The sequence below is a fragment of the Bradyrhizobium sp. USDA 3311 genome (genome assembly GCF_054062495.1).
This window is the reverse complement of the sequence record NZ_JBSSFI010000001.1, coordinates 7,714,016-7,731,750: the sequence shown is the minus strand read 5'-3', so window position 1 is coordinate 7,731,750 and position 17,735 is coordinate 7,714,016. Positions and strand designations below refer to the sequence as shown.

The 17,735-nt window shown below is 65.0% G+C and carries 16 protein-coding genes; 3 read left to right on the top strand and 13 right to left on the bottom strand.

All coding sequences use genetic code 11. The features are described from left to right. Positions 1-103: 103 nt before the first annotated feature. From ACVWW6_RS36995 to ACVWW6_RS36945, 11 genes are all read right to left on the bottom strand, one after another. Positions 104-1,096, bottom strand: coding sequence for a tripartite tricarboxylate transporter substrate binding protein (locus ACVWW6_RS36995; protein WP_456682488.1), 993 nt, complete (start codon positions 1,094-1,096; stop codon positions 104-106). 128 nt (positions 1,097-1,224) lie between these two features. Next, positions 1,225-1,998 (bottom strand): RsiV family protein, encoded by a 774-nt coding sequence (locus ACVWW6_RS36990; protein WP_161537129.1) that lies wholly within the window; start codon positions 1,996-1,998, stop codon positions 1,225-1,227. A 32-nt stretch (positions 1,999-2,030) separates the two neighbouring features. Beyond that, on the bottom strand, positions 2,031-2,327 hold the full coding sequence (locus ACVWW6_RS36985; protein ID WP_027544150.1) for a nucleotidyltransferase family protein: 297 nt from the start codon (positions 2,325-2,327) through the stop codon (positions 2,031-2,033). A 37-nt stretch (positions 2,328-2,364) separates the two neighbouring features. Further along, a complete protein-coding gene (gene scpA / locus ACVWW6_RS36980) occupies positions 2,365-4,521 on the bottom strand; it encodes a methylmalonyl-CoA mutase (protein WP_456683223.1) in 2,157 nt (718 codons plus the stop codon). A 23-nt stretch (positions 4,522-4,544) separates the two neighbouring features. Beyond that, positions 4,545-5,009, bottom strand: a complete 465-nt coding sequence (locus ACVWW6_RS36975; RefSeq protein ID WP_011085839.1) for a GFA family protein — start codon at positions 5,007-5,009, stop codon at positions 4,545-4,547. Then, positions 5,006-6,877, bottom strand: a complete 1,872-nt coding sequence (locus ACVWW6_RS36970) for a methylmalonyl-CoA mutase family protein (RefSeq protein WP_456682487.1) — start codon at positions 6,875-6,877, stop codon at positions 5,006-5,008. The genes ACVWW6_RS36975 and ACVWW6_RS36970 overlap by 4 nt, the downstream gene beginning before the upstream one ends. 81 nt (positions 6,878-6,958) lie before the next feature. Further along, positions 6,959-7,450, bottom strand: a complete 492-nt coding sequence (gene folK, locus ACVWW6_RS36965; RefSeq protein WP_456682486.1) for a 2-amino-4-hydroxy-6-hydroxymethyldihydropteridine diphosphokinase — start codon at positions 7,448-7,450, stop codon at positions 6,959-6,961. Between the two features lies 1 nt (position 7,451). Continuing rightward, positions 7,452-7,820 carry a dihydroneopterin aldolase gene (gene folB / locus ACVWW6_RS36960; RefSeq protein ID WP_456682485.1) on the bottom strand — a complete coding sequence of 123 codons (369 nt, stop codon included), beginning with the start codon at positions 7,818-7,820 and terminating at the stop codon, positions 7,452-7,454. Further along, on the bottom strand, positions 7,817-8,677 hold the full coding sequence (folP, locus tag ACVWW6_RS36955; RefSeq protein ID WP_456682484.1) for a dihydropteroate synthase: 861 nt from the start codon (positions 8,675-8,677) through the stop codon (positions 7,817-7,819). The genes folB and folP overlap by 4 nt, the downstream gene beginning before the upstream one ends. A gap of 276 nt (positions 8,678-8,953) precedes the next feature. Further along, entirely contained in the window at positions 8,954-9,361 is a 408-nt protein-coding gene (locus ACVWW6_RS36950) for a DUF4332 domain-containing protein (RefSeq protein ID WP_011085844.1), read from the bottom strand. A gap of 24 nt (positions 9,362-9,385) precedes the next feature. Continuing rightward, entirely contained in the window at positions 9,386-9,751 is a 366-nt protein-coding gene (locus tag ACVWW6_RS36945; protein WP_011085845.1) for a hypothetical protein, read from the bottom strand. A 347-nt stretch (positions 9,752-10,098) separates the two neighbouring features. On the opposite strand from ACVWW6_RS36945, the gene ACVWW6_RS36940 reads away from it, so the two are divergent. From ACVWW6_RS36940 to ACVWW6_RS36930, 3 genes are all read left to right on the top strand, one after another. Next, positions 10,099-11,718, top strand: coding sequence for a helicase HerA-like domain-containing protein (locus ACVWW6_RS36940; RefSeq protein ID WP_060911172.1), 1,620 nt, complete (start codon positions 10,099-10,101; stop codon positions 11,716-11,718). 132 nt (positions 11,719-11,850) lie between these two features. Beyond that, positions 11,851-13,179, top strand: coding sequence for a glycosyltransferase family 87 protein (locus tag ACVWW6_RS36935; RefSeq protein WP_456682483.1), 1,329 nt, complete (start codon positions 11,851-11,853; stop codon positions 13,177-13,179). 54 nt (positions 13,180-13,233) lie between these two features. Further along, entirely contained in the window at positions 13,234-14,628 is a 1,395-nt protein-coding gene (locus ACVWW6_RS36930) for a M20/M25/M40 family metallo-hydrolase (RefSeq protein WP_011085848.1), read from the top strand. A gap of 302 nt (positions 14,629-14,930) precedes the next feature. Here the strand turns inward: ACVWW6_RS36930 and ACVWW6_RS36925 are convergent, their stop codons facing one another. Next, positions 14,931-15,710, bottom strand: a complete 780-nt coding sequence (locus ACVWW6_RS36925) for a class II aldolase/adducin family protein (RefSeq protein ID WP_011085849.1) — start codon at positions 15,708-15,710, stop codon at positions 14,931-14,933. A 183-nt stretch (positions 15,711-15,893) separates the two neighbouring features. Further along, on the bottom strand, positions 15,894-17,543 hold the full coding sequence (locus ACVWW6_RS36920; RefSeq protein ID WP_456682482.1) for a glycosyltransferase family 39 protein: 1,650 nt from the start codon (positions 17,541-17,543) through the stop codon (positions 15,894-15,896). Positions 17,544-17,735 lie beyond the last annotated feature (192 nt).

Here is a 17,735-nt window from a genome sequence, read left to right as displayed (position 1 = left end):
TTCCGCGCGGACGGTGAGAGTTGGACTCGCGGAGACCCCCCTCACCCGAATTCGAGCGGAGCTCGAATTCGACCTCTCCCCGCACGCGGGGAGAGGTGAAGGTTCACGCCTTGCTCAAACCTGCGGCCTTCATCGCTTCGCCCATCTGGGCGTCGCCCTTGTCCATGAAGCCAGCGAACTGGCCGGCATCGCCCCACACCGTGCCGAAGCCGCGATTGCTCATGAAGTCCTTGAACTCGGCGGAGTCGAAGACCTTCTTCAGCGCCGCGGTGAGCTTCGTTGCGAGCTCCGGGGGCAGGTTCTTGGGTGCGCCGATGCCGCGCCAGGCGCCGGTCGCGTATTCGATGCCCATCGCCTCCTTCAGCGTCGGCACGTCCGGGAAGATCGGGTTGCGCGCCGGCGCCATGATGGCGAGGCTCCTTGCCTTGCCGGCCTCGATGATGGCGCGCGCTTCCGGCACCGAGCAGGTGGTGAGGTCGAGGCCGCCGGCGGCGAGATCCTGCATCGCGGGCGCGGCGCCGTTCGACGGCACCCAGGCGACCTGGTTGGCGGGCAGGCCCATCGCCTGCATCCAGCCGACCAGCGCCAGATGCCAGATGCCGCCCTGGCCGGTGCCCGAGGCCTTGAACTTGCCGGGCGGCGCGGCCTTGATCGCTTCGGCAAGGTGCTTGACCGTCTTGTAGGGCGAGGAGGAGGAGACCTGGATGCCGGGCGGGTCCTCGTTCATCAACGCCAGCGGGGTGTAGCTCTTCGGCGTCAGCTCGGTGAGGCCCTGCCAGTGCATCATCGAGATCTCGACCGTGAGCATGCCGATCGTGTAGCCGTCGGGCTGCGCAGTCGCGATCGCGGTATGGCCGACGACGCCGGAGCCGCCGGTGCGGTTCACCACGTTGAAGGGCTGGCCAAGGTCCTTTTCCAACAGGGCTGCGACAATGCGCGCAGTCGCGTCGGTGCCGCCGCCGGCGCCCCAGGGCACGATCACGGTGACCGGCCGCGCCGGATAGGCTTGGGCGCGGGCGGGCGTGAGACCGAATGCGGCGGACGCCGCGACCGCGGCGGATGAAGCCGCAAAAGCGCGGCGCGTAATCTTGGACATGAATGCCTCCCAGCGGCGCCCGTGACACCGGGCGCTCTTAATGACGGCATTCTAGTCAGCTTTGCAGCGCCGCTGCAAGGTAGCGCTACCAGAGCACTGTGAGCAATGTGTCGCTGCTCACACGACGATCATTGCGGCTCCTCCGCATCGCCCTTCGGCCGTGCGCCGCCGAAAATGCGCGTGCCTTCCGCGGTGAGGTAAGGCTTCAGCGTCTCCCACGGCACGAATGCGACATATTCGCCTTCGGCGTAGGGACCGACCGCGTAAGGCGGATAGTGGAACGTGAGCCCGGAACTCTTGCCGGCCTCGGTCGACGGGGCGAGCGTCACGGCGCCGATCTTGAGCAGGCTCGGCTCCACGCTTTTGAACCACTCGTCGGTTGCGGTCTCGCTGGTGTCGCGCTTCTTCTTCTCGGCCTTGAGCGAGGCGATCACGGCTTTCAGCATCGCCTTCATGGTCGGGCCGCCATCGGCGGTCTCGTTGAAGAACGGGCGGATCGAGATGCGCTTGCGCTCGGTCTTGTCCCAGAGGATCGTGTTCACGTCCGAATTGGGATGGGCGCCGTGGGTGTCCATGTAGTCGTTGCGCAGGATGCTGGCATAGCGGTCGGCAACGACCGAGCGGATCGCATATTTGCGCTCGAAGTCCCAGCCGCCGTCCTTGAAGAACTGCGGATCTTCTTTGCGCGCGGCGGCGGCCTCGGCCGCGTTCTTGTCGAGCCACTTCCTGCCTTCGGCCAGGCAATCCGCCGCGAGCGCTGCATCCGCCTTGATCCTGTCGTCGAGGAAGACGCGCGCCTCGATGCTCTTGGTCTTGACGACGGCGTCGGGCTTTGGATCCGCGGCGAAGGCGGAGATCACGCACGTTGCGCCAAGCGCCATGGCGACGCTCAAACCGATCATGAACTTCAAGGGGAGTGCTCCTTACGTGAGCGTCAGAATATTTCGAGGATGTCGTCTGCGATCTGCTGCGCAGAGTGGGGGGAGGCGGAGCGCCGGACAGTCGCCTGCGCCTGCAAGCCGGTCGCGTCCTCGATGATCTGCTCGACGTCGATCAGGTTGAGCAGCGAGAAAGAGGCCTCCGGTTCGACCTCGACCAGGACATCGATGTCGCTGTCCGGCCGATAGTCGGCGCCGGCCCGCGAGCCGACGATGGCGAGCTTCGAGACGCCCTTGGCTTTGATGGCATCGGCGTTCTTGCGGATCGCAGCGATGATCTCATCACGTGTCATGAAGACAACCCGACCGGTGATACGGCCAGCGTAGCATCTACTCCGCCGCCTCGCTATGCCCGAGCCGGGCGTTCAGCTTGCGGATCAGCTCCTCGGCGGCGTCGGCGATCACCGTGCCCGGCGGGAAGATCGCTTCGGCACCGGCCGCGTAGAGCGCCTCGTAATCCTGCGGCGGCACCACGCCGCCGACGATGATCATGATGTCGTCGCGGCCCTGCTTCTTCAGCGCGGCCTTCAGTTCAGGCACGGCGGTGAGGTGGGCCGCGGCAAGCGAAGAGACGCCGAGGATGTGGACGTCGTTCTCGACGGCCTGTCGCGCCGCTTCATCGGCGGTGGCAAACAGCGGCCCGATGTCGACGTCGAAGCCGATATCGGCGAACGCCGAGGCGATCACCTTCTGGCCACGGTCGTGGCCGTCCTGGCCGATCTTGGCGACCAGGATGCGCGGGCGGCGGCCTTCCGCCTCCTCGAAGGCGTCGATCAGCGCCTGAACCTTCTCGACCCGGTTACCCATGCTGGACGCCTCCCGCTTGTAGACGCCGGTGATGGACTTGATCTCGGCGCGGTGCCGGCCGAACACCTTCTCCATCGCGTCCGAGATTTCGCCGACGGTCGCCTTGGCCCGCGCCGCGTCGATGGCGAGCGCGAGCAGATTGCCGTTGCCCTCGCCGGCCGAACGCGTGATCGCGGCAAGCGCGGCATCGACGTCCTTCTGGTTGCGCTCGGATTTCAGCCGCGTCAGCTTGTCGATCTGCAGGCGTCGGACATTGGTGTTGTCGACCTTGAGGATATCGATCGGGGCCTCGTCGGTCGGCTTGTACTTGTTGACGCCGATCACCGCCTGCTTGCCGGCGTCGATGCGGGCCTGGGTCTTGGCGGAGGCTTCCTCGATGCGCAGCTTGGGCACGCCGGCCTCGATCGCCTTCGCCATGCCGCCGAGTTCCTCGACCTCCTGGATGTGGCTCCACGCCTTCGCGGCGAGATCGCGGGTCAGACGCTCGACATAATACGAGCCGCCCCAGGGATCGATGATGCGGGTGGTGCCGCTCTCCTGCTGCAGGAACAGCTGGGTGTTGCGGGCGATGCGCGCCGAGAAGTCGGTCGGCAGTGCCAGCGCCTCGTCGAGCGCGTTGGTATGCAGCGACTGGGTATGGCCTTGCGTTGCCGCCATCGCCTCCACCGTCGTGCGCATCACGTTGTTGAAGACGTCTTGCGCGGTCAGCGACCAGCCCGAGGTCTGGCAATGCGTGCGCAGCGAGAGCGAGCGCGGGTCCTTCGGGTTGAACGGCTTGAGCAGCTTCGCCCACAACAGGCGCGCGGCGCGCATCTTGGCGACTTCCATGAAGAAGTTCATGCCGATCGCCCAGAAGAACGACAGCCGCGGCGCGAAGCGGTCGACGTCGAGGCCTGCGGCAAGTCCGGCGCGCAAATATTCGACGCCGTCGGCCAGCGTATAGGCGAGCTCGAGATCCTGCGTCGCGCCGGCCTCCTGCATGTGATAGCCGGAGATCGAGATCGAATTGTATTTCGGCATCCTCGTGGAGGTATAGGCGAAGATGTCGGAGATGATCCGCATCGACGGCGCAGGCGGATAGATATAGGTGTTGCGCACCATGAACTCTTTCAGAATGTCGTTCTGAATGGTGCCCGAGAGTTTTTCCGGCGGCACGCCCTGTTCGCCCGCGGCGGCGACGAACAGCGCGAGGATCGGCAGCACCGCGCCGTTCATGGTCATGGACACGCTCATCTGGTCGAGCGGGATGCCCGCAAACAGCGTGCGCATGTCGTAGATGGAATCGATGGCCACGCCGGCCATGCCGACGTCGCCGCCGACGCGCGGATGATCGCTGTCATAGCCGCGATGGGTGGCGAGGTCGAAGGCGACCGAGAGGCCCTTCTGTCCGGCAGCTAAGTTGCGGCGGTAGAACGCGTTGGAATCCTCCGCCGTGGAGAAGCCGGCATATTGCCGGACGGTCCAGGGCTGGTTGACATACATGGTCGGGTAGGGGCCGCGCAGGTAGGGCGCGATGCCCGGATAAGTCTCGAGGAAATCGAGCCCGGCGAGGTCGGCCTCGCCATAGGCGGGCTTCACCAGGATGCCCTCGGGCGTCAGCCACGGCTCGGCGCTGCCGGCCGGCGCGGCGGCGGTTGCTCTCTCGAAGGCGACATCGGCGAAATTGGGAATGCGGCTCATGGTTTCGACCATATCATAGACGCTCAATCATGGTCCGGATGCTGATGGCTGACGATGGTCGCCATCTTCTCCGGCCCGTAATTCTGTTGCGTGGTCTGGCTCGGCAAATTGGCGATCCCGACCACCCAGCCGAGGCGGGATTCGGTTCCATATTGCCGTGTCGGCACCACGTGATCCGGACGATCGAACGTACCGGTCATGATCTCGATGCGCGGGCCGTCGATGCGGCGGAAGCTCAGCGGCGTGCCGCAGGCGGCGCAGAAATCGCGCATCGCGATGGACGAGGAGCGGAACGCAGAGGGCGTGCCCTTGGTCCAGGCGAAATCACCCTTCTCGATGTCGGCGTAGGAGGCGAACGGCGCACCGGTCGCCTTCTGGCACATCCGGCAATGACAGATGCTGATCTTCGCCGGCGCTGCCAAGACCGCAAAGCGGATGGCGCCGCATTGGCAGCCGCCGGTGAGAACTGGTTTGCCTGGCTCGGTCATGCCTGCTCCATCCGTCGATAGGCGTCTTGCAGCGTGGCAAGCGCATCGCCCCCGGCGAAGACAAAACCCGTGACGCCGGCGGCCCGTAAACCTGCCTCGGCCTCGGTCGGGCGGCCTGCCAAATAGATATGTCTGGTGCCTGCGGTTTGCAGGGCCTTCGCCGCGGCTTCGGCGTGTTCCGCATAGACCTTGTCGCTGGAACAAAGGCAGGCAAGCTCTGCACCGGAGGCCCTGAACGCGGCGACCAATTTGGCCGGATCAGCAAAACCCTCGCTGTCGATGGCCTGGATGCCGCCGGCCTCGAAGAAGCTCTTCGCAAAAGTTGCGCGCGCCGTGAAATCGGCGGGCGTGCCGAGATTGGCCAGGAACACCTTTGGCCGCGCGCCGTGCGCCTTCAACGCCGCATCGGATTTGTCGCGCAGCGCTTCGAACGGTTCCGCCAGTCGTATCGGCGGCAGCGCGTCGAACTTGTATTTCTGTTCGCCGTAGGGTGCGAGCGCGACCGGCGTCGCGTTCAGCACCGCCGTCTCGCGCTCATGCAGGTTCGGAAACTCGCTCGCGCCGGTCAGGACGTCGCGGCGTTTTGCAATGTCGGCATCGCGCGCTTTGCGGGCGGCCGCGACCTTGCTCTGGAACAGGCCCTGCTGAAGCGCGGCAAAGGCGCCGCCGGCCTTCTCGCTCTCCTGGAACAGTGCCCAGGCCGCCTCGCAAAGCTGTGCCGTGAGCGTCTCGATGCCGCCTGCGCCCGCCGCGGGATCGCTGACCTTGGCGAGGTTGCTCTCCTCCAGCAGCAGCAGTTGCGTGTTGCGCGCCACGCGCCGCGCGAACGGATCGGGTAGTCCGAGCGCCAGCGTGTGCGGCAGCACCGTGATCGCGTTGGCGCCGGCAAGCCCCGCAGCGAACGTCGCCATGGTCGCGCGCAGCATGTTCACATAGGGGTCGCGCTGCGTCAGCATGCGCCAGGCCGTATCGGCGGCGATGAACAACGGCTTCGGTGTCAGTCCGCATGCCGTCTCGATGCGCGCCCACAAGAGCCGCAGCGCGCGGAATTTTGCCATGGTCAGGAACTGGTCGGCGTCCGCGGCGAGCCGCGCATAGACCATGCCCTGCGCGGCTTCCAGCGGAACGCCGGCGCCTTCGATCGCGCGAAGATAGGCGACGCCACAGGCGAGCACGAAGGCGAGCTCCTGCACTTCCGAGCCGCCGGCATCGTGGATCACGCGTCCGTCGGCGGACGCAAACGGCCCCTTGAAGCCGAGCGCGGCGAGACCCTTGATCGCGCCGGTGACGGCAGGAGCGATCTCCTCCCAGGCGTAAGGGCTGTGGCCCCACACCGCGCAGGCGGCGAGCGGATCGAGACCGAAGCGGATGTCGCAGGCCGCGGGATCGAGGCCCTTGCTCTTTACATATTCCGCGACATGGATCGCGGCCATCCGCGATTGCGGACCGATTTGAAGCTCGATGCCGATGCCGGCATCGAGATGAATGTCCTTCAAGACCTTTCCGACCGCGTCGGCTGTCGGTTCCAGGCCGAAACCGTGGGCGTCATTGCCACCGGCGAACACCAGCGCGAGCCCCGTCGCGCCATTCTCCAGATCCTGCAAGGCCTGCGCGTTCGCGGCCGCCGCGTCGGGATGGTCGATCCGCTGCATGATCTGCCACGGCGCGGCAGCAGCCCGTCCGACCACGGGCGCAACGCCCCTGGCGCGCGGATAGAGCGGATCGATCTTCAGGCCGTCATAGGTCTTGCCGACCAGCTTCTCGAACGGCGCGCCCTTGAGCACGCCATCGACCAGCTTGCGCCAGTCTTCGACCGTAGCCTTGGGAAAATCCGCCGCCAGCGGCAGGTCGTCAGTCACGGAGGTCATGCGGCGAGGGGCTCCCGAAAATCTTGTTGTTCGCAGGCGAAATTGCCACGGCGGACCGTCCCTGCAAACGGTTGTTTTTGGTTAACCGGTATCCGGAAGCCGCTCAATGCCTTGCGTCGAGACGCTGGAAAGCCCGTCGCGCACGCGAATGCCTGAGATCACGCGGTCGGGCGCGATCTCGGCCAGCGGCACCAGCACGAAGGCGCGCTCGAACAGGCGCGGATGCGGCAAGGTCAGGTCGGGCTTCTGCAGCCTGACATCGTCATAGGCGATCATGTCGAGATCGAGCGTGCGCGGCCCCCAGGGCCGCTCCTTGGCCCGCGTACGTCCGAATTTCTGCTCGACCTTCTGCAGCACGAACAGCAGCGCGTGCGGATCGAGGCCGGTTTCGATCTCGATGCAGGCATTGATGAAGGGATCCTGCTCCTTATCGCCCCAGGGCGGCGTCGCATAGTCCGAGGAGCGCGCGGTCAGCGCGGCCTGTGCCATGCCGCAGATGTGCGCGATCGCCTTGCCGAACGTCGCGCGGACATCGCCGACATTGCCGCCCAGCGCGATCAGCACGCTCGCCATATCAAGGGTGCCGCGAGCGCGTCAGCACGATGCCGACATCGTCGAAGATCGCAGCGATCGGCGCATGCGGCTTGTGCACGGTGATCTTCACGGCGCGGATGCGCGGGAAGTGCGACAGGATGGCGTCGGCCACCGCGCCGGCGGCGCGTTCCAAGAGCTTGTAATTGGTGTTCTTGAACGCCGCCGTCGTGGTCGCCACGACTTCGGCGTAGGACACCGTATCGGCGAGCCGGTCGGTGCGCGAAGGCTCCGACAGGTCGGTATAGAGCTCGAGATCAATCACGAAACGCTGGCCGACTTCGGTTTCGTGATCCATGACGCCGTGGCGAGCGTGGATCGACAGGCCGGTCACGAAGATCGTATCGGTCATTGCTTGCTCTCGATTGCGCTCGCGACCCGCAGGGCCTGCAAGGTCTCGGCGACGTCATGGGTCCGGATGATCCTGGCGCCGCGCTGCGTGGCGATGAGATGCGCCGCGATCGAGCCGGCGAGCCGCTCTTTCGGTTCCGACGGCGACACCGAGGCGATGAAGCGCTTGCGCGAGGCGCCGACCAGGATCGGCAGGCCGAACATGTCGAATTCGCGCAGCCGCGCCAGCGCGGTCATGCTCTGCTCGGCGGTCTTGCCGAAGCCGATGCCGGGATCGAGCACGATCTTGTCGCGTGCGATGCCGGCCTTGGCGGCGATATCCAGCGAGCGCAGGAAGAACGCCTTCATGTCCGCGATGATGTCGATGGCGGAATCCACGCTCTCGCGGTTGTGCATGACGATGACGGGGACGCCTCTGGCGGCTACCAGCGGCGCCATGCCGGCATCGCGTTGCAGGCCCCAGACGTCGTTGGCGATCGCCGCGCCCTGGTCGAGCGCGAAGGCCACCACCTCCGCCTTCATGCTGTCGATCGAGACCGGCACGCCGAGCGCAACCACGCCCGATAGCACCGGCCTCAGCCGGGCAAGCTCGTCCTCGGCCGTGACGGCCTTGGCGCCCTTGTAGGGCCGGGTGGACTCCGCGCCGATGTCGATGATGTCGACGCCATCGGCGATCATCGCCCGGGCCCGTTCGAGCGCCAGGTCGGGCGCGATGAAATCGCCGCCGTCTGAGAAGGAATCCGGGGTGACGTTGAGCACGCCCATCACCGCCGGGAGTGGCCGTTCCAGCAGTGTCCGCAGCACGTCACGCCCGGCCGAGCCGGCCGGCGGGACGGAAGGGGATGGCAAGGCATTCATGCGCGTGGATGTGCGCGGTCGGGGAGGGGGAGTCAAGACGGGATTGGGGGCGATCCGGTCGCTCCGATCCGTTCCGGGGCCAGTGAGGGAACGTTGCTCTTGCCCACGCTCCGTCATTGCGAGCGCAGCGAAGCAATCCAGATTTTTTCCGCGGCGGCAGTCTGGATTGCTTCGCTGCGCTCGCAATGACGTTGTTGCGACAGCCGTCCAATCTTACCCCCGGTGTCGTCCCGGCGAAGGTGTGGCGTCAGCGCTCGTATTCGGTGAGCAGCAGGCCTAATACGTGATCTTCGGCGGCAGCTTCTTGGCCTTGGCGATGATGTCGCCGACCGATTTCTCCGAGGGCAGGATGCGGAGGAGCTTCTTCTTCTCGTTGGCTTCGCGCATGCTCTGGGCGAGTCTTGCCGGATTCCGATAGGCGAGCTCGCGCACGGTGGTGACGCCGGCGGCACGGACCAGGCCGACCTTGGCACGGCCCATCCCGGGAATGCGCATGTAGTCGGAGACGTTGGCCCATTCCAGAAGCTGCTGCTCGCTGATGCCGGTCTTGGCGGACAGCGCCTTGCGGCCCTTCACGGTTGAGGCCGCCTCGAGCAGCGCGTCCGTCGTGCGGATTCCTTGCGCCTTCAACTTGTTGGCGGCAAAGGCCGGCAGGCCCTCAATCTCGGAAATCGGATATGTCATGATGCTCGATATGAAAAGCGTAGCTCAGGCAAATTGGCTGAGGCCCGGCGTCCCTGCGATGATCTTGCCCATCTGATCCGCTCCGATTTTGTCTCGGCCGAAGCGAAAAAGTTCACGAGCAATGGTCTGAATCTCGGACATGCCAAGTCCCAAGCCCATCAGGCGCGTGCCAACCGCCATCAGGCCGCCGCCCATCAGCCGCGACAGTCCGCCACCGCTTTTGGACGCCTCGATCGCCGCTTCCGCGCCGGGAATATGATTGATCAGGGCTTCGACGTTCTCGGAAGGGCCTTCGTTGCGAAGGAAGCCCAGGATAATGCCGACCGTCTTTTCAGCGACAGCACTATCTATGCTGGCGTTCGTCGCCAGCCGCCCGATCAGCTCGTCCATATGGCCTGCCCCTCAGCCGGTTCACATGCCGGAGTATTGTTTTCAAAATGATCTTGAGCCGGTGTGGTGTGAAATACAAGCTATGAACGGAGGCGAACATGCGATTCAGCTTAGAACGCGCGAAAAGTGTTGCAGCGATGCAAGAGCGGAGACGAAATCAGCAGTAAATTACCGCGGTGCGAACGCGCAGTTCCTACTTTCGGCGGATGTCGTGCACTTGTTTTCCGACAATGTCGCATGATCAGGTCGCGTTGAACGGTTTCAATCGACGCGCGACATGCGTTAAACTACGGAACTGGCATTTGAGTTTCAATACGCGAAATACGGCAGACGGATCAGAGAGAATAATGACCGCACAGAACAGCAAGCTCGGCGACACCGACGACAAGATCTTCGTCGGCAAGGGAGACGAGCAGGCATGGCTGACGCTGGCGCTCGCCAATCGCCACGGCCTCGTCACAGGTGCAACCGGAACCGGCAAGACGGTATCGCTGCAAGTCATGGCAGAGGGATTTGCGCGCGCCGGTGTTCCGGTCTTCGCGGCCGACATCAAGGGCGACCTCTCCGGCATCTCCGAGGTCGGCGTGCCCGCGGACTTCATCGTCAAGCGCGCCACCGAGATGGGGCTGACGTTCCAGCCCGACCAGTTCTCGACGGTGTTCTGGGATGTGTTCGGTGAGCAGGGCCACCCGGTGCGGGCGACCGTCACCGAGATGGGGCCGCTTCTGCTCGCGCGCATGCTCGACCTCAACGACGTGCAGGAGGGCGTGCTCAACGTCGCCTTCCGTGTCGCCGACGACAACGGCCTTGTCCTGATCGACATGAAGGATCTGCGGGCGTTGCTCGATGCCATCGTGCCCGACAGCAGCAAGAAGGGGCCGGACGCCGCCGACGATCCGCTTGCCGACATCCGCAAGGCCGCCCAGGGATTTGGCAACGTCACCAAGGCCACCGTCGGCACCATCCAGCGCCAGCTCCTGGTGCTGGAGAACCAGGGCGCCACCAAGTTCTTCGGCGAGCCGGCGCTGACGCTGAAGGACTTCATGAGGACCGACCGCGACGGCCGCGGCATGGTCAACATCCTCGTCGCCGACAAGCTGCTCCAGAGCCCGCGGCTTTACGCGACATTCCTGTTGTGGATGCTGTCGGAGCTGTTCGAGGAGCTGCCCGAGGCCGGCGACCTGCCGAAGCCGAAGCTGGTGTTCTTCTTCGACGAGGCGCATCTGCTGTTCAACGACGCGCCCAAGGCGCTGATGGACAAGATCGAGCAGGTGGTCCGCCTGATCCGCTCCAAGGGCGTCGGCGTCTACTTCGTGACGCAGAACCCGATCGACGTGCCCGACCGCGTGCTCGGTCAGCTCGGTAACCGGGTGCAGCACGCGCTGCGCGCCTTCACCCCGCGCGACCAGAAGGCGGTCGCTGCCGCGGCCCAGACCTTCCGGCCCAACCCGAAGCTCGACACCGCCAAGGTGATCATGGAGCTCGGCAAGGGCGAAGCGCTGGTGTCCTTCCTCGAAGGCAACGGCACGCCGGCGATGGTCGAGCGGGTGATGATCCGGCCGCCGTCGGCCCGGATCGGATCGATCACGCCGGAAGAGCGCAAGGCGATCATGGATGCGAGCCCGGTGAAGGGCAAATACGACACCGCCGTTGACGAAGAGTCCGCCTACGAGATGATCCAGAAGCGCATCGCCGGCACCGCGGCGACGGCGGATGCTCCGGCGGGCGGAGGCGGCAGCATCCTCGGCCAGATCGGCTCGATCGTCGGCACCATCTTCGGCACCAATGTCAAGCGCGGCCGCCTGTCGGCCGGCCAGGTCATTGCGCGCGACGTGACGCGATCGGTGACCAACCAGGTGATCGGAGGGATGGCCGCCAATCTCGGCAAGTCGGTCGGCGGCCAGCTCGGCGGCTCGATCGGCCGCACCTTGGTCCGCGGCGCGCTCGGCGGCTTGCTGCGTCGGTAGGCAGAAAGCCCGATTGGAGGCAATCCGCGCGCTGGCGCGGCCGCCTCGTCACGGGTACAATTTCAGGTGAGGTGCTCTCCAACCGTTCGTCGGTCTGCTACGTGCTATGTCGACGCTGGACTGGACCCTATTGTGACCTCAACCGACCCGCTAGCCAAACCTGATGCGCCGAGACGCCTGTCGTTGCGCGCGCCGCTGGACCTGCTCTTCCTCTTTTGCTGCTTCATCCTGATCGCAGACGTCCTCGGCCCGGAGATTTTCGGCCACGGCAAGACCAAGGACTATGCGCTTTGGTATTGGGCCGGGCAGCAGGTGCTGCATGGTGGCTCGCTCTATCCGAGCGACTTCCGTTATCCGTTCGAATTCATCTATCCACCCCTGCCGGCGATCCTGCTGGCGATCCCGAGCTGGTTCGGCAAGATCCCGCTCTACATCGTGCTGTCGGTCCTGAATGCGCTGGCGTGGTGGTACACCGGGACACTCTCCAATGTCATGACCGGCTCGGGCCGCAAGCCCGGCCCCTGGCTGGAGGCACTGCCCGCCTTCGTCACCGTGACCTTCGTGTTCGACATGTTCGACCTCGGCCAGCCGAACCTCGTCCTGCTGGCGATGATGCTCTACGGTTTTTGGTGCTTGCAGCATCAGCGCGTCTGGCTCGCGGGCTTGATGTTCGCGCTCGCCACCGCCATCAAGGTGTTTCCGATTGCGGTGCTGCCCTATCTGGTCTGGCGGCGGAAGTGGGCGGCTGCCGTCGCTACGGTCGCCTTCACCGGCATCCTTCTCTATGTTGTGCCGGCGCCCATTCGCGGCTTCGAGCGCAACGCGGCCGAGCTTGCGACCTGGTATCAGGGCATGGTCGGGGCGAGCTCGGAAAAGGGCTTTGGCCAGCGCGACGAGCAGAACTGGTCGTGGGTCAACCAATCCATCATTGCCGTCACGCACCGCCTGGTTCGTCCGATCAACTACAATCAGGAGGATCCCAGCAAGCCGCCGCGCACGATGAATATCATCGACGTCGATTACAGGACAGCGAACTGGATCGTGCTCGCGCTGTCGGCGTTGCTCGGGCTCGGCTTCGTCGCGGTCATGCCGCCGCAACGGCTTCGAACGGCGCGCTCGGATGCCGAGGAGCTCGGCATTCTGTTCTGCCTGATGACGGTGGCATCGCCCCTGGCGCGGCAATACTACTTCATGTGGCTGTTCTTCCCGATGACGGTGCTGATGCATCGCGCCGCCTTCGACGAGCGGGCGAATGTGCGGCTGGGAACCTGGCTTGCCCTCGGCGCGGCCGGATGTCTCATGCTGCTGGCACTGCCGTGGTTTCCCAATGCCTTCCAGGCCTGGGGCAACAACCTCCTCGCCACAGCTATCCTCGCGGGGGGCCTCGCATGGCACATCCGGCATCCGCCGGTTGCGGCTGGCTCCGGCGCCGCGGCAGCGCTAAAACCCAAGACCTCTTGAAACCCAAGACCTCTTGAGAAGCCATCTTGAGACTCGAAAGTCAGGAATCCGACCATGGCCAATGCCCAGCTTCAATCCGTGCTCGACCACATCGACAAGGATTTCGACAACAGCCTTGAGCGCCTGTTCTCGCTGTTGCGGATCAAGTCGATCTCGGCGGATCCGGCCTTTGCCAACGACTGCAAGGCCGCGGCCGAGCATCTCGCCAAGGATATCGCGAGCCTGGGTGTCGCCACCGAAGTGAGGCCGACCGCCGGCCATCCCGCCATCGTCGGCAAGACCGGAGCGGGCGGGCGGCCGCATGTGATCTTCTATGGCCATTACGACGTGCAGCCGGTCGATCCGCTGGACCTCTGGCACCGTCCGCCGTTCGAGCCTGCCGTCACCGATCATGCCGATGGCCGCAAGATCATCGTCGCCCGCGGCGCCGAGGACGACAAGGGCCAGGTAATGACCTTCGTCGAGGCCTGTCGCGCCTGGAAGAAGGTGACGGGCTCGCTGCCGATCGACGTCACCTTCCTGATCGAAGGCGAGGAGGAGGTCGGCTCGAAGAATTTCGTGCCCTTCATCGAGGCCAACAAGGACGAGTTCAAAGCCGATTACGTGCTGGTCTGCGACACCGGCATGTGGGACCGCAACACGCCGGCGATCACGACGTCGCTGCGCGGCCTGCTCTATGAAGAGCTGAAGATCACCGCCGCCAATCGCGATTTGCATTCCGGCGTGTTCGGCGGCAGCGCGATGAACCCGATCCGGGTGCTCACGAAAATTCTCGGCGGGCTGTTCGACGACGATAACCGCATCACCATCCCCGGCTTTTATGACGGGGTGAAGGACCTGCCGCCCGATATCCTGGAGCAGTGGAAGAAGCTCAACCTGACGCCGGAGATGTTCCTGAAGCCGATCGGCCTGTCGATCCCGGCCGGCGAGAAGGGCCGGCTCCTGATCGAGCAGGCCTCCTCGCGTCCGACCTGCGATGTCAACGGCATCTGGGGCGGCTATATCGGCGAGGGCTCCAAGACGGTGATCCCGTCGCATGCGTCCGCCAAGGTCTCGTTCCGTCTGGTCGAGGGACAGGACCCCGCAAAGATCCGTAAGGCCTTCCGCGACTACGTGACGGCACGGCTTCCGGGCGACTGCAAGGTCGAGTTCGGCGACCATTCCGCCGCGCCCGCGGTCGCGCTCGACTGGAACATGAAGCCGCTCGCCGCCGCCAGCAAGGCGCTGACCGAGGAATGGGGCAAGGAGACCGTGCTGATGGGCTCGGGCGCCTCGATCCCGATCGTCGCCGACTTCAAGCGCACGCTGGGACTGGACTCGCTGCTGGTCGGCTTCGGCTTGGATGACGACAACATCCACTCGCCGAACGAGAAGTACGACCTCCGCAGCTTCCAGAAGGGGATCCGCTCCTGGGCGCGCATCCTCGCCGCGCTGGCCGAGGTGAAGTAGCACACGGTGCCGTAGGGTGGGCAAAGGCGCGCTCTTCGCGCGCCGCGCCCACCATCTCTCCGCGATTGCGATCGAAGGGGTGGGCACGCTTCGCTTTGCCCACCCTACGAAATCTCTATCTTCGTCATTGCGAGCGAAGCAATCCAGAATCCCTCCGCGGAAACAGTCTGGATTGCTTCGTCGCAAGAGCTCCTCGCAATGACAGCGGGGCCAAATAAAAACGCCGCCCGGAATTGGGCGGCGTTTCATTCCAGAACGTGCAGAGGTAGTTGAGAGCTACCTTACACGAAATCCCGAAAATCTCAAGACCGATAGCCCGGCAGCTCGCGGTCGAGCTTGCGCAGCAGGGGCGGCCAGACGAGGTTGGTCGCACGCAGCTCGGCGCGGTCACGGTTGGCGAGCAGCTCGGTGTTCTTCTCGATCGCAATCTCCTCGACCGGATAGACCGGCGTGCCGAGCGCGCGCGTGCGCACCTGCATCGAGCAGGCGCGCTCGAGGTGATACATGCGCTCGAAGGCCGAGGCGACCGAGCGGCCGACCGTCAGCGTACCGTGGTTGCGCAGGAGCATGTGGTTGTGGTCGCCGAGGTCCTTCTGCAGCCGCGGCCGCTCGTCGTGGTCGAGCGCGATGCCTTCATAGTCGTGATAGGCAAGGTCGTGGGTGACGAGCTGGGCGGTCTGGTTCAGCGGCAGCAGCCCTTCGGCGCTGCTCGACACCGCGGTGCCGTCGAGGGTGTGGAGATGCAGCACGCAGATCGCGTCCTCGCGCACCTCGTGGATCGCCGAATGGATGGTGAAGCCGGCCGGGTTGATGCTGTACTCGCTCTCGGAGAGCTGGTTGCCGTGCAGGTCGACCTTGACGAGGCTCGAGGCCGTGATCTCGTCGAACATCAGCCCGTAGGGGTTGATGAGGAAGTGATGCTCGGGGCCGGGCACGCGGGCGGAGATGTGGGTGTCGACCAGATCGTCCCAGCCGTACAGCGAGACGAGGCGATAGCAGGCGGCGAGGTTGACCCGTTGCTGCCACTCGGCCTCCGTCATGTTCGACGGCACTTCCTTCAGGCGCGCTTCCGCTGGTGACATGGCAAATCTCTCCGAACCTCGTTGTTGCGGAGCGAGAGCCTAGTCTCGGGTGAGGTCGGCGGCAAGGCGCTCAAAGCGCGGCAGTTCAGCGTCGCCCGCATGGAGTGCGCGTTTGAGGTTCCGGATTTCAGAACCGTCCGACGCGACGTTTCGTCTACGCGGCCGTCCGATCGGACAATGATCTTACGGTGCCGGGATCGAGAGCAGGCTGGAAATGCTGCTGCCGCGGATGTCGTAGACGCGGGCGAACACCACGTCGTCGCGCTTGATCTCGACCATGACAGGCGCGGTCAGGCCCTTGCAGTAGAACTCGCCGAGCGTCATGGCGAAATCGGCGGCATTGGAGTCCCAGCCGATGGTGAAGTCGGGCCCGAGCGCGACCTGCGCCGGACGCTGCGGACCGCACACCGCGACCTTCCATTTGCGGTTGCGCGGCGGCACTTCCTGGCGCTCGACCAGCTGCTCGCGCAGCTCGTCGGAGGCCTGCTTCAGCGCGAGGCCCCAATAGTCCAGCATGAAGCGGTCGTCGGCGGCGCGCACCGTGCCGGCGATGTGGTTGAAGTGGGTGTATTGATAGGGATGCAGCCGGATCATCTCGGCGAGCGGGAGCGCGAGGCCAAAGCAGAAGGTGGCGAGCACGACCGGCTGCCAGGTGCGGTGGTTGGCGCGCAGGCGCTCCATGGTCCAGGCGAAGGCGACGCCGCCGAGCACTGCCATCGGCGGGATCACGAAGACGAAATGGCGGATGCCGTTGTACAGTGCGGGCCGCTTCACCATCGCGATCGCGAGCGGCAGGGTCGCGGCGAGCGTCAGCATCAGCAGGATGGTCTTGCGGCGGGCCGGAACCTCGCCGCGCGGCAGCAGCGCGAAGGTGCTGACCACGGCGCCGGTCATCAGCACCAGCATCACCTCGGGCAACTGAAGCGCGAACAGCGTCGGCAGATAGGACCAGGGCATGTCGGGGACCGACACGATCGCGCCGTCGAACATCTCCTTCCAGGGCTTCTCGAAGAAGTGCGAGAAGTAGGTCAGCGCCTCGAAGGGATTGCCGGGCTCCATGATCGACCACGGCCAGATCAGGCCCATCACGAGATAGCCGAACACAAGGCCGGGCAGCAGCAGGTAGACGACATGGGCGAAGCGGCTGGCCGCCTCGCGAACGCCTTCGGTGCGCAGTTCCTCCAGGAACAGCGGGATGAAGCCGATCACGGCGTAGACCAGCGCAAGCCCGCCGAGGATGCGGCAGCCGATCGACAGGCCGGCACCTAAGCCGACGATCAGGATCGTGCGCGGCGAAGGCTGCGGATATTCCTCCGCGAGCCGGACGAGGCCCAGCATCAGGATGATCATGGCGACCGCGAAGGGCGCGTCCTTCGGGTTCATGAACATGTGGCCGTAGAAGATCGGGCAGAGCGCGAGCAGAAGCAGCGCAGCGAGGCCTGCGAGCGGCCCGCCGATGCGGCGGCCGAGCCGCCACGTCACGGCAAGCCCGATCACGCCGACGATCGCGCCGACCAGGCGGCGCGTCTCGAACAGTTCGAGCGGAATGACCTTGTGCAGGAGGGCCGCGACCATGTCGAAGCCGCCGCCATACATATAGAGGTTGGCGAAGGAGAGCGCCGCGGTGTCCTTGAAGCCGGAACCGAACATGCGCAGCAACAGATCGGCATATTCAGCGTGGGTGTAGTCGTCCCAGCCGAGCCCGTAATCGCGGAAGGTCAGGCCTGCGATGACGGCGACCGCGGCCAGCACCAGCATGGCGAGATCGTCGCAAGTCCGTTCGACCGAGCGCCGCAGAGGCGTGTCGATCGCCGAAGTCGTGATGGATGTCATGGCTATTGGTGACCCGGAATCCCCTCTCGGCCCTGCTGGTGCGCGCGGGCCTGCTCCCCGGACTCCGTATAGCGCAGTTCCATTACCAAGTAATTGGGCATTATGGCTAAATTCCTGATGCGACGCAGCAAATCCAGAAACTCAAGAGCACTCTAGCAGTAGCGATCCGTAGCTGAAGGGAATGTGAATAAG

Bases quoted from the DNA above. Each gene is read 5' to 3' on its own strand.
- ACVWW6_RS36975 (WP_011085839.1), bottom strand. From the start codon at position 5,009: ATGACCGAGCCAGGCAAACCAGTTCTCACCGGCGGCTGCCAATGCGGC.
- ACVWW6_RS36950 (WP_011085844.1), bottom strand. From the start codon at position 9,361: ATGACATATCCGATTTCCGAGATTGAGGGCCTGCCGGCCTTTGCCGCC.
- scpA (WP_456683223.1), bottom strand. From the start codon at position 4,521: ATGAGCCGCATTCCCAATTTCGCCGATGTCGCCTTCGAGAGAGCAACC.
- ACVWW6_RS36985 (WP_027544150.1), bottom strand. From the start codon at position 2,327: ATGACACGTGATGAGATCATCGCTGCGATCCGCAAGAACGCCGATGCC.
- ACVWW6_RS36925 (WP_011085849.1), bottom strand. From the start codon at position 15,710: ATGTCACCAGCGGAAGCGCGCCTGAAGGAAGTGCCGTCGAACATGACG.
- ACVWW6_RS36930 (WP_011085848.1), top strand. From the start codon at position 13,234: ATGGCCAATGCCCAGCTTCAATCCGTGCTCGACCACATCGACAAGGAT.
- folK (WP_456682486.1), bottom strand. From the start codon at position 7,450: ATGGCGAGCGTGCTGATCGCGCTGGGCGGCAATGTCGGCGATGTCCGC.
- ACVWW6_RS36945 (WP_011085845.1), bottom strand. From the start codon at position 9,751: ATGGACGAGCTGATCGGGCGGCTGGCGACGAACGCCAGCATAGATAGT.
- ACVWW6_RS36940 (WP_060911172.1), top strand. From the start codon at position 10,099: ATGACCGCACAGAACAGCAAGCTCGGCGACACCGACGACAAGATCTTC.
- ACVWW6_RS36970 (WP_456682487.1), bottom strand. From the start codon at position 6,877: ATGACCTCCGTGACTGACGACCTGCCGCTGGCGGCGGATTTTCCCAAG.
- folB (WP_456682485.1), bottom strand. From the start codon at position 7,820: ATGACCGATACGATCTTCGTGACCGGCCTGTCGATCCACGCTCGCCAC.
- ACVWW6_RS36920 (WP_456682482.1), bottom strand. From the start codon at position 17,543: ATGACATCCATCACGACTTCGGCGATCGACACGCCTCTGCGGCGCTCG.
- folP (WP_456682484.1), bottom strand. From the start codon at position 8,677: ATGAATGCCTTGCCATCCCCTTCCGTCCCGCCGGCCGGCTCGGCCGGG.
- ACVWW6_RS36990 (WP_161537129.1), bottom strand. From the start codon at position 1,998: ATGATCGGTTTGAGCGTCGCCATGGCGCTTGGCGCAACGTGCGTGATC.
- ACVWW6_RS36995 (WP_456682488.1), bottom strand. From the start codon at position 1,096: ATGTCCAAGATTACGCGCCGCGCTTTTGCGGCTTCATCCGCCGCGGTC.